Here is a 15441-nt window from a genome sequence, read left to right as displayed (position 1 = left end):
GGCGCCGCGGGTGCTGTCGAGGGATTGATGAACGGGTTGTGGGTACTGTCGGTCGTGGTGCACGCCTACGTGGCGCTGCGCCTGCTTCCGGGCGTCGTGGCGTCGGCCGGCGCGCCGTCGGCGTGGCTTCTCGGCGTGCTGCTGGCGGTGTCGGCCGGCCTGGTGCCGCTGGGGCTGCGCCGCCGCAAGGGCAAGCGCACGCCGCAGGAAGTGCGCCGCAGCGACCTGCTCGCCTGGGCCAGCCTGACGACGATGGGGCTGTTCTCGTCCCTGTTCGTGCTGACCGTGATGCGCGACGCGGTCGAGCTGGCGCTGCTGCTGGCCGGCCTCGTCGGCCTGCCGCGGGTGCCCGGGCACTGGCTGGATCTGAGCGCCGTGGGCGTGCTGGCGCTGGCCTCGCTGCTCACGCTGGTCGGCCTCTACAACGCGCGCAAGCCGCCGCGGGTCAAGACGGTGGACGTGCCCCTGAAGGACCTGCCCGCCGCGCTGCACGGCTTCAAGATCGCGCAGATCTCGGACATGCACATCGGCCCGACCATCAAGCGTCCGGCGATGAAGTACGTGGTCGCCACGATCAACAAGCTCGACGTCGACGTCGTCGCCATCACCGGCGACCTGGTCGACGGCAACGTCTACGAGCTGTCGCGTCACGTCGCGCCGCTGGCGGGCCTGCGTTCGCGCCACGGCACCTTCTTCGTCACCGGCAACCACGAGTACTACTCGGGCGTCCAGCCCTGGCTCAAATACCTGCCCACGCTGGGCGTGCGCGTGCTGATCAACGAGCACGTGATCCTGCTGCATCGCCACGCGCCCATCGTGCTGGCCGGCGTCACCGACTTCTCCGCGGCCAGCTACGACACCAGCCACCGCAGCGACGTCGCATTGGCCGTCACCGGCGCGCCGCGCGCGGCCGTCAAGGTGCTGCTCGCGCACCAGCCGCGCAGCGCGACGGCGGCGGTGTCCGCGGGCTTCGACCTGCAGATCTCCGGCCACACCCACGGCGGCCAGTTCCTGCCCTGGAACTTCTTCGTGCGCTTCCAGCAGCCGTTCACGCACGGCCTTCACCGCGTCAAGGACATGCTGGTCTACGTCAGCCGCGGCACCGGCTACTGGGGGCCGCCCAAGCGCTTCTTCGCGCCGTCGGAGATCACGCTGCTGCGCCTGGTCAACCAGACCGAGCCGGTGCGGGCGTGAGGTAACCTCGCCGGAACGAACGAACCGGCGAGCATCATGAAGACCGTCCACCACGCGCTGACGCGCAACACGCCCGGCGTCTCGATCGAGCTGCAGAGCCTGCATTTCGGCACGCCGGGCAAGGGCCCGAAGGCCACGCTGCAGGCCGCGCTGCACGCCGACGAGATCCCCGGCCTGCTGGTCGCGCACCACCTGCGCGCGCGGCTGGCCGCGCTGGAGGCCGAGGGCCGCATCCTCGGCGAGGTCGTGCTGGTGCCGGTGGCCAACCCGATCGGCCTGACGCAGCGCCTGCTGCAGGCGGTCGAGGGCCGCTTCGACCTGGCCAGCGGCGAGAACTTCAACCGCCACTACGCCGACCTGTTCGACGCGGTCGTCAAGCAGGTCGACGGCCAGCTCACGTTCGACGCCACGCACAACGTCGCGCTGATCCGCGATGCGCTGCGCGAGGCCGCCGCCGCGCTGCCAGAACGCAGCGCGCTGGAGAGCCTGCGCCGCACGCTGCTGTCGCTCAGCATCGACGCCGACATCGTCCTCGACCTGCACTGCGACAGCGAGGCCGTGATGCACCTGTACACCGAGACGTCGGTGTGGCCGCAGGTCGAGCCGCTGGCGCGCTTCCTCGGCTGCGAGACGGCGCTGCTGGCCGAGGTGTCGGGCGACCATCCGTTCGACGAGGCCTGCTCGACGATCTGGCCGCGCCTGGCCGCGCGCTTCGGCAGCGACACGCCGATCCCGAGCGCCTGCGTGGCCGTCACCGTCGAACTGCGCGGCGAGGCGGACGTCTCGCACGAGTCCGCCGGGCGCGACGCCCAGGCCCTGATCGACTACCTCGCCTGGCAGGGCGTGATCGCCGGCGCCCCGGCCGAACTGCCGCCGGCGCGCTGCGCGGCGACGCCGCTGGCCGGCTCGATGCCGGTGAGCGCGCCGCACGGCGGGGTGGTCGTCTACCTGCGCGACGTCGGCGCGAGCGTGGCGGCGGGCGAGCGGCTGGCCGATCTCGTCGAGCCGATGACGGGCCAGGTCACGCCGCTGCTGAGCCCGGTCGACGGCGTGTTCTACGCCCGCGAGACGCGCCGCTTCGTGCCCGCGGGCACCAGCGTGCTGCGCGTGGCTGGGCGCGAGGCGTTGCGGCAGGGCAATCTGCTGACGGCCTGAGGCCGGCCATGAGCGACGGCGCGTTCGGCCGCTTCATGGGCCGCCTGCTTGGCCGGACGGAGGAGGCGCCGCGCGTGCTTGGCTGCGTCGTCGTGACGCGCTGGGGCGGCGACGACGTCGAGCCGACGGTCGACCGCCTGCGCGAGATCATCGCGGAGCTGGACGAGCGGGACGCGGAGCACCCGGACGCCTGGATGACGCACGAGGCCTCGGGCTGGACGCTGGCGCTCGACGAGGACGGCTTCGCGCGCCTCAGCGATCCCGAGTTCGAGAACGTGTTCCATTTGCCGGGCGTGACGCGGGAGCAGGGCCTGGCGCTGTGGCTCGCGTTCGCCGCCGAGGGACGGGACGGGGTGGCGAACCAGTCCTGGGCCGCGGGCGCGTTTCCGCCCGAGATCGTTGCTGCCCGCGCGGCCGAGGCCGACGCGGCCACGGAGCGCTCCGAGCGAGCCTTCTACGATTCGCTGGGCGCAGAACGGGACGAGGTGCCCTGTCGCAGGCCCGGCTGCGCACGCGGCGCGATCACGCACAGCGTCTTCTGCCGCACGCACCACTGCGAGCAGCTCTGGAACCGTCCGTGCCGGTTCAAGCACTGAACCGGATGCGACGAGCGACGGTTCAAAGGGATTGACCGACGTCCTGGGGTTTGGCAGCCCGGCTATGCTCGCGGGCACCCGAACCCCGCCGCTCATCCGATGCACTCTCCCGTTTCGCGCCGCAGCCTGTCGCTGCTGGCCGCCGCCGCCCTCGTTTCCCTCAACGCGGCTGCGGCCGACGCCCCGGCGGACGCCGCCTCGGCGCCGCCCAAGCCCAAGTGGGACGTCAACCATCCGCCCGGCACGCCGGCCACGGTCAGCATCGACACCCGCACCGGCACGTGGATGTCGGTGGACGTCAGCCCCGACGGCCAGCGCCTCGTGTTCGACCTGCTGGGCGACCTCTACACGCTGCCGATCGCCGGCGGCGAGGCGACGCCACTGACGCACTCGATCGCGTGGGAGATGCAGGCGCGCTGGTCGCCGGACGGCAAGCGCATCGCCTACATCAGCGACGCGGGCGGCGGCGACAACGTCTGGGTGATGAACGCCGACGGCAGCGACGCCAAGGCCGTCACCCGGGAAGACTTCCGCCTGCTGTACACGCCGACCTGGTCGCCCGACGGCCAGTACATCGCGGCGCGCAAGCACTTCACCGGCACGCGCTCGCTCGGTGCCGGCGAGATCTGGCTGTACCACGCGAGCGGCGCCGGCAAGGGCGTGCAGCTCAACGAGAAGCCGAACTGGCAGAAGGACCTCGGCGAGCCGGCATTCTCGCCCGACGGCCGCTACGTCTACTTCTCGCAGGACACCACGCGCGGCAGCTCGTTCGAATACAACAAGGACTCCAACAAGGAGATCTTCGACATCCAGCGCATCGACCTGCATGACGGCAGCATCGAGCCCTTCGTCACCGGCCAGGGCGGCGCGGTGCGGCCGCAGCCGTCGCCCGACGGCAGGCAACTGGCCTTCGTGCGCCGCGTGCGCAACCAGAGCACGCTGTTCCTGAAGGACCTGGCCACCGGCGTCGAGACGCCCGTGTGGGGCCATCTCGAGCGCGACATGCAGGAGTCGTGGTCGGTGCAGGGCGTCTATCCGGGCTTCGCGTGGACGCCGGACAGCAAGTCCATCGTCGTGTGGGCGCAGGGCAAGCTGTGGCGCGTCGATCCGGCCAGGCGCGACGCAGTGGAGATCCCGTTCCATGTGAAGGACACGCGCGAGATCCGCACCGCGCAGCGCGTGCCCACGGCCGTCGCGCCGGCCTCGTTCGACGTGAAGCAGCTGCGCTGGATGAACGTGTCGCCCAAGGGCGATCGCGTCGTCTACTCGGCGCTCGGCTATCTCTACGTGAAGGACCTGCCCGACGGCAAGCCGCATCGCCTGACGTCGCAGACGCAGCACTTCGAGTTCTATCCGCGCTTCTCGCGCGACGGCCGCGAGATCGTCTTCACGACCTGGAGCGACAAGGACCTCGGCTCGGTGCGCCGCATCGCGGCCACCGGCGGCGCCGAGACCACGCTGACGCCCGAGCCCGGCCAATACACCGAGCCGCAGTTCTCGCCCGATGGCCGCACCGTGGTCTACGTCAAGGGCCGCGGCGGCTACCTGACCTCGCCGTGGCACGGCATCGAGACCGGCGTCTACCGCGTCGCGGCCGACGGCAAGGGCAAGCCCGAGCGCCTGGCCAAGGACGGCGCGGCGCCGCAGTTCGGCGCGACCGGCGACGCCGTCTATGTCACGCGCGCCAACGTGGCCAAGGAAGTCGACTGGTTCAGCAAGCTGGTGCGCATCGATCTCGACACGCGCAAGGAGACCGAGGTCGCCACCAGCGAGTTCGTCAGCGGCTACGCCATCTCGCCGGACGGCCACTGGCTCGCGTTCCAGGAGCGCAACCACGCCTACGTCACGCCGATGCCGATGGCGTCGAAGCCGATCGCCGTCGGCGCGAAGATGGATGCGCTGCCGGTGCGCCAGCTCGATGTCGACGCCGGCCTGTACCTGAGCTGGTCGGGCGACAGCTCCAAGATTCACTTCGGCCTCGGCGACCGCCTGTTCACCAGCGAGCTGCGCAACGCGTTCGCGTTCGTGCCCGGCGCGCCCAAGGAGCTGCCCAAGGCCGATGCCGACGGCGTGCGCGTCGGCTTCAGCGAGCCGTCGGATACCCCGTCGGGCATCATCGCGATCAGCGGCGCGCGCATCGTCACGATGAAGGGCGACGAGGTCATCGCCGACGGCACCATCGTCGTCGACGGCAACCGCATCGCGGCGGTCGGCCCCAGCGCGAGCGTGCTGGTGCCCGCGGGGGCGAAGCACATCGATGCGCACGGCAAGACCATCATCCCCGGCATCGTCGACGTGCACTGGCACGGCGGCATGGGCGTCGACGGCATCATCCCGCAGACCAGCTGGATCAACTACGGCTCGCTGGCCTTCGGCGTGACGACGCTGCACGACCCGTCCAACGATTCGGCCGAGGTCTTCAGCGCGTCCGAGATGCAGCGCGCGGGCATCGTCACCGGCCCGCGCATCTTCTCGACCGGCACGATCCTGTACGGCGCGAAGGCGCCGATCACTCAGCCCATCGACAGCCTGGCCGACGCGCTCAACGCGCTCAAGCGCCAGAAGGCGCTGGGCGCGATCAGCGTCAAGAGCTACAACCAGCCGCGCCGCGACCAGCGCCAGGAAGTGCTCGAGGCCGCGCGCGAGACGGGCATGATGGTGGTGCCCGAGGGCGGTTCGCTGTTCGAGCTGAACATGACGATGGTGGTCGACGGCCACACCGGCGTCGAGCACGCGATCCCGGTCGAGAACGCGTACGACGACGTCAAGCAGCTCTGGGGCCAGACCGAGGTGGGCTACACGCCGACCTACAACGTGGCCTACGGCGGCCTCGACGGCGAGCACTACTACTACGCGATGACCGAGGTCTGGAAGCATCCGATCCTCAGGAACTTCGTGCCGCGCACGGTGCTCGAGGAGCGTTCGGTGCGCCGCGAGATCGCGCCCGAGGAGGACTACAACGTCATCCGCGTCGCGAAGACCGCCACCGAGCTGCTGCACGCCGGCGTGCGCGAGAACCTGGGCGCGCACGGCCAGCGCGAGGGCCTCGGCGCGCACTGGGACATGTGGATGCAGGTCAAGGGTGGCATGACGCCGATGGAGGCGCTGCGCAATTCGACGATCAACGGCGCGCACTATCTCGGCATGGACAAGGACATCGGCTCGCTGGAGGTGGGCAAGCTGGCCGACCTCGTCGTCATCGACGGCGACCCGACCACCGACATCCGCCAGTCCGACCGCATCGTCGACGTGATGCAGAACGGCCGCCTGTACTCGCTGCCGCGGATGGACGAGATCGCGCCGCGCAACCGTCCGCGCGCGCCGTTCTTCTTCGACGGCGTCGACGGCGGCGCGATGCCCGTGACCACGCACGGCCACGGCCACGGCGACATGGACGGCGACGACTAGCCTTACGATCGCGGCACCCACCGCATGGAGACGCAGATGCCGGATGCCCAGGTCAGTTCCAGTTCGCTTGCCGCCGAGATCGACCGCGCGGCCGCGGCCGTCGAGTCGCAGGTCATCGCCTGGCGGCGCGACCTGCACGCGAATCCCGAGCTGGGCAACCGCGAGTTCCGCACGGCGGGCCTCGTGGCGGCGCATCTCGAGTCGCTCGGCTTCGACGCAGTGCGCGCGGGCGTGGCCCACACGGGCGTCGTCGGGCTGCTGAAGGGCGCGCTGCCCGGGCCGGTCGTCGCGCTGCGCGCCGACATGGACGCCTTGCCGGTGACCGAGGAGGTCGACGTCCCGTTCGCGTCGAAGGTGCGCGCGACGTGGAACGGCGACGAAGTCGGCGTGATGCACGCCTGCGGCCACGACTGCCACGTCGCGATCCTGCTGGGCGTCGCCACGGTGCTGGCGGGACTGCGCTCGACGCTGCGCGGCAGTGTCAAGTTCATCTTCCAGCCGGCCGAGGAGATGCCGCCCGAAGGCGAGCAGGGCGGCGCCGAGCTGATGATCGCCGAGGGCGCGCTCGAGAACCCGGTGCCGCGCGCGATCTTCGGGCTGCACGTGACCTCGCGCCTGGCGCTCGGCACGATCGGCTACCGGCCCGGCCCGACGATGGCGAGCTCGGACAAGTTGAAGATCAGCGTGCACGGCAAGCAGACGCACGGCGCCGCGCCCTGGCTGGGCGTCGACCCGATCGTGACGGCCGCTCAGGTGGTGCTGGGCCTGCAGACGGTGATCAGCCGCGGCACCGACATCGCGCGCGAGCCCGCGGTCGTCACCATCGGCATGATCCGCGGCGGCGTGCGCGAGAACATCATCCCGGACAGCGTCGAGATGCGCGGCACGATCCGCGCGTTCGACGAGGAGATGCGCGACGAGATCCACGAGCGCGTCACGACGCTGGCCGAGGCGGTGTCGCGTGGCTCGCGCGCGGGCTGCACGGTGTGCATCAACAAGAACTACCCGGTGACCATCAACGACCCGGCGCTGACCGAGGCGATGGCGCCGACGCTCGCGCGCGTCGCCGGCGCGGGCCGGCTGGAGCTCATCCCGAAGGTGACGGGCGCGGAGGACTTCTCGTTCTTCCAGCGCCTCATCCCGGGCCTGTTCTACTTCGTCGGCGTCACGCCGCCGGAGGTCGACCCGAAGGACGCGTACTCGAACCACTCGCCGCGCTTCTTCGCCGACGAGCGGGCCCTCGTGCTGGGCGTGCGCTCGCTGGCGCACATCGCGTGCGACTGGCTCGAGGCGAATGCCTGAACGGTAGCGCGGCCTCGGCGGGCTATGCTTGCAGATTCGCCAAAGGAATCGCAGCATGCGCGTCGAGATCGAACCGGGTGTCCGCCTCTACTTCGACGTCGAGGGCACCCAGTTCGTGCCCGACGGCCCGGCGCTGCGCGAGAAGCCGACGCTGCTGCTGCTGCACGGCGGCCCCGGCTTCGACCACTCCGCGTTCCGCCCGTTCTTCGGCCGCCTCGCCGACCTCGCGCAGGTCATCTACTACGACCACCGCGGCCACGGCCGCAGCGACCGCCGGCCACCCGAGGAGTGGACGCTGGACACCTTCGCCGACGACGTCGTGCGCCTGTGCGACGCGCTGGGCATCGTCAAGCCCATCGTGCTCGGCCAGTCCTTCGGCGGCTTCGTGGCGCAGCGCTACCTCGCGCGGCATCCCGATCATCCGTCCAAGGTGATCCTGTCCAGCACCTCGCCGCACATGATGCGCGAGCGCAAGGACGCGATGTTCGCGCAGCTCGGCGGCCCGGCGGCGGGCGAGTCCAGCAAGCGCTTCTGGAGCGATCCGAATGCCGAGACCTGGGACGACTACGGCGTGCACTGCCGCCATCTCTACAACACGACGCCGCAGGATCCGCACGGCGCCGCGCGCACGATCCACAACTTCGACATCCTGTTCGCGTCGGCCTCCGGCGAGCAGCGCACGATGAACCTGCTGCCCGGCCTCGCCAACGCGCGCTGCCCGGTGCTGGTGATGGTGGGCGAGGCCGACCCCGTGTGCCCGGTGGCCGACGCGCGCGACATCGCCGCCGCGCTGCCGCCGCAGTGGATGCAGTACCGCGCGTTCCCGAACGTGGGCCACGGCGCGTGGCGCGACGATGCCGATGCGGCGTTCGCCGAGCTGCGGCGCTTCATCCTGGAGTGATGGATGCGCGCCGCAACTTTTCTGCTGCTGATGCTGGCCGCAGGTCTTGCGGGCTGCGTGCCTTTCCCGCATTACGAACTCACGCAGCCGGAGGTCGATGGTGTCCTCGCCACGGCAGGCACTCCTCGCGCGGGCGTGATGATCACGGCGTGCCAGGGACTGCCGGAATACGGCCGCGCGTTCTCGCCGCGCCGCTGCGACCAGGTCGCGTCGACGACGACGGACGCCCAGGGGCGCTTCCATTTCGAGCGCCATGGCCGCGTCAGCCTTTTCCTGATCATGGATTCGGCGACCTACGAGATTCTCGGCGTGCAGGCGGGCGGAGGGGAACGGGTCTGGTACCGAGGCTATTGGCGGCCCGCGCCGCCGCATGTGGACCTGAATTGCGAGCTGAACGAGCAACTGGTCTGCCAGTCGTCTCAAACCCCTTGAACCACCCGCACCGCGTCGACGTTGCAGAATGCCCGCATCACTTGCCCGAGACCCCATGAAATTCATTTCCCTGCGTGTGCGCAACGCGACCCTCATGCGCGGCTGCACCGCGGACGCGGCCGGGCCGGTGCTCGCATGAACCGGCAGGGCGCCATGAACGCCATCCTCGACGAAGTCACCTCCGCCGCCGGGCGCGCCGTCGCCTCGCTGCAGTCGCGCGCCGGAGGCCGGCTGGACTTCTCCGTCGCCAGCCTCGCGGCCGTCGACGAGATGCTGGTGGAGGTGTCGGCCTATGTCGCCGATCTCGACGAGGCCGTCGTCACCGGACTCGTGCAGCAGCTCGGTTGCTACGTGCTGGAGGTCGGGCGGCGCGCGTTCGGCGGCGAGTACTTCTGGCACGAGGAGGGCGAGCAGCCCATCCTCGTGGTCGGCGAGCCGGCGGCCCACGTCGCGCTGATGACCTGGAGCAAGGTCGTCGGCCGGCTGACGGGCGACGAGGGCGACGACATCGTGTTCTTCTTCAACGGCTTCGCCGACAAGGCCGCCGATCCCGAGCCGGGCAGCAACGTGCTGTTCCTCTGAACCAGGAATCCCGATGAGCCACGCCAGCACCGCACCCTCGAAGATCGCCACGGTGCTGCGCGTGACCAGCGGCAACTTCCTGGAGATGTTCGACTTCTTCCTGTACGGCATCTACGCCAGCGACATCTCGAAGGCGTTCTTCCCGGTCAAGAGCGGCTACGTGTCGCTGCTGCTGACCTTCCTCACGTTCGGCGCCGGCTTCCTGATGCGGCCGCTGGGCGCGATCGTGCTGGGCGCCTACATCGACCGCATCGGCCGCCGGCGCGGGCTGATCCTCACGCTCGGGCTGATGGCCTGCGGCACGGTGCTGATCGCCTGCGTGCCGAGCTACGCGACGATCGGGCTGCTGGCGCCGGTGCTCGTCGTCATCGGCCGGCTGATCCAGGGCTTCTCGGCGGGCGTCGAGCTGGGCGGCGTGTCGGTCTACCTGGCCGAGATGTCGACGCCGGGCCACAAGGGCTTCTATGTCAGCTGGCAGTCCGCCAGCCAGCAGGCCGCGATCATGATGGCCGCGGCGCTGGGCTATGCGGTCAACGCGTGGCTCGCGCCCTCGGTGGTGGACGACTGGGGCTGGCGCATCCCGTTCTTCGTCGGCTGCATGATCCTGCCGTTCGTGTTCTACATCCGGCGCTCGCTGCTCGAGACCGAGGAATTCCTCGCACGCAAGGTGCGGCCGACCTTCCGCGAGAGCCTGCACGCGATCGCGCGCAACTGGCCGCTGATCGGCGCCGGGATGATGATGGTGGTGATGACGACGGTGTCGTTCTACCTGATCACCGTCTACACGCCGACCTTCGGCAAGTCGGTGCTCAAGCTCGACGCCACCGATGCGCTCATCGTCACGTTCTGCGTCGGCCTGTCAAACTTCATCCTGCTGCCGGTGATGGGCGCGCTGTCCGACCGCGTCGGCCGCTGGCCGCTGCTGGTGACGTTCACGGTGCTGACGCTGCTGACCGCCTACCCGGTGCTGGCCTGGCTGGTGGCGGCGCCGTCGTTCAGCCACATGCTGGTGACCGAGCTGTGGCTGTCGGTGCTCTACGCGAGCTACAACGGCGCGGCGGTGGTCGCGCTCACCGAGGTGATGCCGCCGCACGTGCGCACGGTCGGCTTCTCGCTCGCGTACGCGCTCGCGACGGCCATCTTCGGCGGCTTCACGCCGCTGGTGTCGACGTGGCTCATCAAGGCGACGGGCGACCACGCGGCGCCGGGCTGGTGGATGAGCGGGGCCGCGGCCTGCGGCCTTGTCGCGACCTTCCTGCTCTACCGGGGCATCGCGAAGGAACGCTGAAAGGCCAGACGGCGCCGTCATGCGGGACGTCGCTTGTCCTACACGACTTGCGACCGCGCTCCGACACGGCGCGGCCCGCGGCGGTGGGATAGTTTCTCCATGCCGAACGCCATCGGACGCAGAACTCGAACAACATCCGACGGCGTTCAGCCCCCATCACTCAACGGAGAACGACCATGAACAAGGACCAAGTCAACGGCCGCGCCGAAACCGTCAAGGGCAACGTCAAGGAGGCTGCGGGCAAGCTCGTCGGCAACGAGCGCCTGACCGCCGAAGGCCAGGCCGACCAGGCCGCGGGCAAGGTGCAGTCGACGGTCGGCGACGTGAAGAACAACGTCGGCAACGCGATCAAGAAGGCGATCGATCGCTGACCCAGGCGGTCGGCACGCTCCATCGGAGCCCGCGCCCCAGTGCGGCGCGACTTCGCCAGCCCGGTTCTCGCGATCGATTCGTCGGTCGCATCAACTCTGAAGACGGACGCCAGCGCCCGGACATCCAGTGCATGTCCGGGCGCTGTCGTTCGTGCGGTTACACGTGGATGAAGCGGCCGCCCGCGAACGACCAGTTCTCCCACAAGGTCTCCTTGAAGACCAGCATCACGTTGTCCGGGTCGAGCCCGGGCGACTGGCGCAGCGCGTCGATTAGGTCGGCGACGATCTTGCGCTTGACCTTCACGCTGCGGCCGGTCGACAGCAGCACCTCGATCAGCACGAAGTCTTCGGTGCGCGGGTTGGCGAGATCGGGATAGCTGGCGTCGAAGCGGAAGTCGTCGGGCGAGAGTTCGAGCACGCGGTGGAAGCGGTCGGCCTGCGGCACGCCGGAAGCGACCAGCGCGTTGTGCACGGCGTTGAGCACGGCCGACTTGAAGGCGGCATCCTTGCCGCGCCGGACGGTGAGCGTCACCAGGGGCATGTGGGCACTCCGTCAGATGTGGTCGGGCAGTTGCAGGCCGACCGGCACGGGGTCGTAGCCGGCGTCGATCAGGGCTTGCGACAGCAGGAAGCGGTCGACGTCGGAGACCACGCGCACGAGCTTGGTGCCCAGATTCACGTCGACGGTGGCAGCCGGATCGAGCGTATGGATCGCCTCGGTGACCATGTTGACGCAGTGTCCGCAGCTCATGCCTTCGACGAGGAATTCGGTCATGGTGTTCTCCTGGAAACGGGTGAAGCCACAGTGTCGCGCGGCTGGCGCCGGTGCGGCGAAGCGAGCGCCCGCGGCCCCAGGTCGCGTGCGGGTTTGCAGAACCTGGATCCGCCCGCATATGCCCATTTGCGTGGGGCTTTTTCAATCCGCGCAGATCGTTACAGGCAGACCGTCGACACTGCCTGCTTCTTCGGATTCAATCCTTGCTGATGTCCCGCCTGCCCGCCTCGCCCGCCCTTGCCGCCCGCAGCGACTGGTCCTTTCCGGTCGACGGGATGAGTTGCGCGGCCTGCGCCGGCCGCGTGGAGCGGGCGTTGCGCGCGGTGCCGGGCGTCGCCGAGGCCAGCGTCAACATGGCCACCGAGATCGCCAGCGTGCGTGCCGAGGCGCCGCTGGCGTTCGACGGCCTCGAGGCGGCCGTGCGCAAGGCAGGCTACGCGGCGCGCGCGCCCGAGCAGCCCGCGCCGCCGCCGCCCTCCGAGGCGCAGGCGTGGCGGCCGGTGATCGTCGCCGCCGCGTTGTCCGTGCCCTTGCTGTTGCCGATGGCCGGCGCGCTCGTCGGGCTGGACTGGGCCTGGCCGGCGTGGCTGCAGTTCCTGCTCGCGACGCCGGTGCAGTTCTGGTTCGGCGCGCGCTTCTACGCCGGCGCGTGGCGCGCGCTGCGCGGCGGCGGCGCCAACATGGACGTGCTGGTCGCACTCGGCACCTCGGCCGCCTACGGCCTGAGCCTCTACGAATGGTGGGCGGCGGCCCGCATGCCCGGCATGGCCACCGGCCACCTCTATTTCGAAGCCGGCGCGGTCGTCATCACGCTGGTGCTGCTGGGCAAGCAGCTCGAGTCGCGCGCCAAGCGCCAGACGACCCAGGCGCTGCGCGCGCTGCAGGCGTTGCAGCCGCCCACCGCGCGCGTGCGCCGCGACGGCGTCGACAGCGACATCGCGGTCGCCCAGCTGCGCGCCGGCGACCTGCTGGTGGTGCGCCCCGGCGAGCGCTTCGCCGCCGATGGCCTGGTCGTGGAGGGCGACAGCCACGTCGACGAGTCGCTGGTCACCGGCGAGAGCCTGCCCGTCGCGCGCGGGCCGGGCGAGCGCGTCACCGGTGGCGCGATCAACGGCGAAGGGCTGCTGCTGGTGCGGGTCACGGCCGTTGGCGCGGAGTCGACGCTCGCGCGCATCGTGCGGCTCGTCGAATCCGCCCAGGAGAAGAAGGCGCCGATCCAGCGGCTGGTCGATCGGGTCAGCGCGGTGTTCGTGCCGGTCGTGTGCGGCGTCGCGTTGTTGACGCTGCTCGGCTGGGGCCTGGGCAGCGGCGACTGGCAGCGCGCGCTGCTCGACGCCGTCGCCGTGCTCGTCATCGCCTGCCCCTGCGCGCTCGGCCTGGCCACGCCGACCGCGTTGATGGCCGGCACCGGCGTCGCCGCGCGCCACGGCATCCTGATCAAGGACGCCGAGGCGCTGGAGATCGCGCACGACGTCTCGGTGGTCGCGTTCGACAAGACCGGCACCCTCACCGAAGGCCGGCCGATGCTGGTCGCCTGCGTGGCCGCGGACGGCGATGCCGCGCGCCTGCTGGCGCTGACCGCGGCGGTGCAGGGCGGCAGCAACCACCCGCTCGCGCGGGCCGTGCTCGACATGGCGCACGGCACCAACGCGCGCGTGCCCGCGGCGAGCGCGCATCGCGCGGTGCCGGGCAAGGGCGTGTCGGCGCTCGTGCGCGTGCCCGCCGATCCGCGCTCGACCGCCGATCCGCGCTCGACCGCCGAGGCGCGCCTGGCCGAGGCGATCGCTGCCAGCGCGATCATGAGCGCGCGCCAAAGCGCGGGGCTGTCGCCCGGCACGGGCTTTGCGCTCGACGCCGAGCACGAGACCGACCTCGCCGCGCAGGAGCGCGAGCTGCGCCTGGGCAGCGCCCGCTGGATGGTGGAGCTGGGCGTCGACCTCGAGCCGCTGGCCGCGCGCGCCGCCGAGCTGCAGGCGCTGGGTCGGACGGTGTCGTGGCTGGCCGACGTCACCCACGCCACGCCCGAGCTGCTGGGCCTGGTCGCGTTCGGCGATCGCCTGCGCGACGGCGCGATCGACGCCGTGCAGCGCCTGCGCGCCGAAGGCGTGCGCACGGTGATGATCAGCGGCGACGGCCGCGCCAGTGCCGAAGGCGTCGCGCACCTGCTGGGCATCGCCGAGGTGCACGCCGAGGTGCTGCCGGGCGAGAAGGCCTCGCTGCTGGCGTCGCTGCGTTCGCTGTCGTCGGCCGATGGCCCGCGTGCGAGGAAGCGGGCCGTGCGCGTCGCGATGGTCGGCGACGGCCTCAACGATGCGCCCGCCCTCGCCGCGGCCGACGTGGGCATCGCGATGGCGTCGGGCACCGACGTCGCGATGGAGGCCGCCGGCATCACGCTGATGCGCAGCGACCCGCGCTTGGTGGCCGACGCGCTCGACATCTCGCGCCGCTGCGTCGCCAAGATCCGCCAGAACCTGTTCTGGGCCTTCGCGTACAACGTCGCGGGCATCGGCCTGGCCGCCGCGGGGCTGCTGAGCCCGATGGTCGCGGGCGCGGCAATGGCGTTCAGCAGCGTCAGCGTCGTTGCGAATGCGTTGACGCTGCGGCGCTGGAAGGCCGGGTAGGTCTCACTGCTGCCGCGACGCGGCCTCGGCCTTGGTGAAGAACTCGTAGATCCCGTCGTCGCTCATGCTGCGCGCGTCGGCGAGTTCGCCGGCCTTGGTCATGAACAGGATCTTGTTGTCGGGCGACACGATCACCGCCGACGGGATGCCCTTCTTCGTCGCGTTGCCGTAGGCCGTGCTCACGTCGACGTTGTGGTCGAAGTGGCCGACGTCCACCTTCACGACCTTGAACTTGCCCATCAGCTCGGCGTTGCGGCCGGTCTTGAGCGAGTGGTCGAGGGCGCGGCAGTCGGGGCACCAGTTCGCGCCGAAGATCAGCAGCACCGGCTCCTTGGCGGCCGCGGCGTCGTGCAGCGCGGTCGCGATCTGGGCCTTGGCGTCGGCTTGCTCGTCGTACGGACGATCGGCCGCGACGGCCAGGCCGGCGGACAGCGAGAGGGCGAGGGACAGCAGGATTTTCTTCATGCCGCCATGATGCCAGCGTCGGTGCGGACGCGTCCTGGCGTCGACCTTTCGCCCCCGGTGGCATGTCGTCCGGAAACAAAAAAAGCCCCGCCGGGGCGGAGCTTCGAAGGAGCGGAGGGCGCGCTGGTGGCGCGCCGGCGTTCAGGCGTTGGCGCGATGGCCGACGATGGTCACGTGCTGCACGGCAACGTGCGTCAGGCCGTAGGGCGCCATCGCCAGACTGTCCGCGGCCGCGTACTGCTTCGTCGCGATGCCGTTCATGCCGGCGACGGTGGCCAGGGTCATGAAGGCGGCGAGGGCGAGGGCGGCGGCTTGGGTCGTGGTCTTGGTCATGATGGGCTCCTGGAGGTG

15 protein-coding genes are annotated in these 15441 nt (G+C 70.6%); 11 read left to right on the top strand and 4 right to left on the bottom strand.

Annotated elements, in window-relative coordinates:
• The first annotated feature begins 27 nt into the window (after positions 1-27).
• From LPC04_RS20435 to LPC04_RS20390, 10 genes are all read left to right on the top strand, one after another.
• Positions 28-1194, top strand: coding sequence for a metallophosphoesterase (locus tag LPC04_RS20435; RefSeq protein WP_275684130.1), 1167 nt, complete (start codon positions 28-30; stop codon positions 1192-1194).
• 36 nt (positions 1195-1230) lie between these two features.
• Complete coding sequence (locus tag LPC04_RS20430) at positions 1231-2349, top strand: succinylglutamate desuccinylase/aspartoacylase family protein (RefSeq protein ID WP_275684129.1); 1119 nt, start codon at positions 1231-1233, stop codon at positions 2347-2349.
• 8 nt (positions 2350-2357) lie between these two features.
• Positions 2358-2945: a hypothetical protein gene (locus LPC04_RS20425; RefSeq protein ID WP_275684128.1), complete on the top strand. Its 588-nt coding sequence runs from the start codon at positions 2358-2360 to the stop codon at positions 2943-2945.
• Positions 2946-3044: 99 nt separating this feature from the next.
• The gene (locus tag LPC04_RS20420) at positions 3045-6353 is read left to right on the top strand and encodes an amidohydrolase family protein (RefSeq protein ID WP_275684127.1); all 3309 of its coding nucleotides are present in this window, start codon (positions 3045-3047) and stop codon (positions 6351-6353) included.
• Between the two features lie 36 nt (positions 6354-6389).
• On the top strand, positions 6390-7655 hold the full coding sequence (locus LPC04_RS20415; RefSeq protein WP_275684126.1) for an amidohydrolase: 1266 nt from the start codon (positions 6390-6392) through the stop codon (positions 7653-7655).
• Positions 7656-7710: 55 nt separating this feature from the next.
• The gene (locus LPC04_RS20410) at positions 7711-8556 is read left to right on the top strand and encodes an alpha/beta fold hydrolase (RefSeq protein ID WP_275684125.1); all 846 of its coding nucleotides are present in this window, start codon (positions 7711-7713) and stop codon (positions 8554-8556) included.
• A gap of 3 nt (positions 8557-8559) precedes the next feature.
• Positions 8560-8988 (top strand): transthyretin-like family protein, encoded by a 429-nt coding sequence (locus LPC04_RS20405; RefSeq protein WP_275684124.1) that lies wholly within the window; start codon positions 8560-8562, stop codon positions 8986-8988.
• 153 nt (positions 8989-9141) lie between these two features.
• Positions 9142-9570, top strand: coding sequence for a hypothetical protein (locus LPC04_RS20400; protein ID WP_275684123.1), 429 nt, complete (start codon positions 9142-9144; stop codon positions 9568-9570).
• Positions 9571-9583: 13 nt separating this feature from the next.
• Entirely contained in the window at positions 9584-10858 is a 1275-nt protein-coding gene (gene tcuC, locus LPC04_RS20395; protein ID WP_275684122.1) for an MFS transporter, read from the top strand.
• 176 nt (positions 10859-11034) lie between these two features.
• A complete protein-coding gene (locus LPC04_RS20390) occupies positions 11035-11229 on the top strand; it encodes a CsbD family protein (protein ID WP_275684121.1) in 195 nt (64 codons plus the stop codon).
• A gap of 157 nt (positions 11230-11386) precedes the next feature.
• On the opposite strand, the gene LPC04_RS20385 is transcribed toward LPC04_RS20390, so the two are convergent.
• Positions 11387-11770 carry a tautomerase family protein gene (locus LPC04_RS20385; RefSeq protein WP_275684120.1) on the bottom strand — a complete coding sequence of 128 codons (384 nt, stop codon included), beginning with the start codon at positions 11768-11770 and terminating at the stop codon, positions 11387-11389.
• 12 nt (positions 11771-11782) lie between these two features.
• Positions 11783-12004, bottom strand: a complete 222-nt coding sequence (locus LPC04_RS20380) for a heavy-metal-associated domain-containing protein (RefSeq protein ID WP_275684119.1) — start codon at positions 12002-12004, stop codon at positions 11783-11785.
• A gap of 209 nt (positions 12005-12213) precedes the next feature.
• Here LPC04_RS20380 and LPC04_RS20375 point away from each other — a divergent pair, with 209 nt between their 5' ends.
• Positions 12214-14625, top strand: a complete 2412-nt coding sequence (locus LPC04_RS20375; RefSeq protein WP_275684294.1) for a heavy metal translocating P-type ATPase — start codon at positions 12214-12216, stop codon at positions 14623-14625.
• Positions 14626-14628: 3 nt separating this feature from the next.
• On the opposite strand, the gene LPC04_RS20370 is transcribed toward LPC04_RS20375, so the two are convergent.
• Positions 14629-15090: a thioredoxin family protein gene (locus LPC04_RS20370; protein WP_275684118.1), complete on the bottom strand. Its 462-nt coding sequence runs from the start codon at positions 15088-15090 to the stop codon at positions 14629-14631.
• Positions 15091-15231: 141 nt separating this feature from the next.
• The gene (locus LPC04_RS20365) at positions 15232-15423 is read right to left on the bottom strand and encodes a hypothetical protein (RefSeq protein ID WP_275684117.1); all 192 of its coding nucleotides are present in this window, start codon (positions 15421-15423) and stop codon (positions 15232-15234) included.
• Positions 15424-15441: the final 18 nt, after the last annotated feature.

This window comes from Scleromatobacter humisilvae, assembly GCF_023231945.1.
Taxonomy (GTDB): domain Bacteria; phylum Pseudomonadota; class Gammaproteobacteria; order Burkholderiales; family Burkholderiaceae_C; genus Scleromatobacter; species Scleromatobacter humisilvae.
The sequence above is the reverse complement of the archived record's forward strand: the minus strand, read 5'-3'. Positions and strand labels throughout refer to the sequence as shown.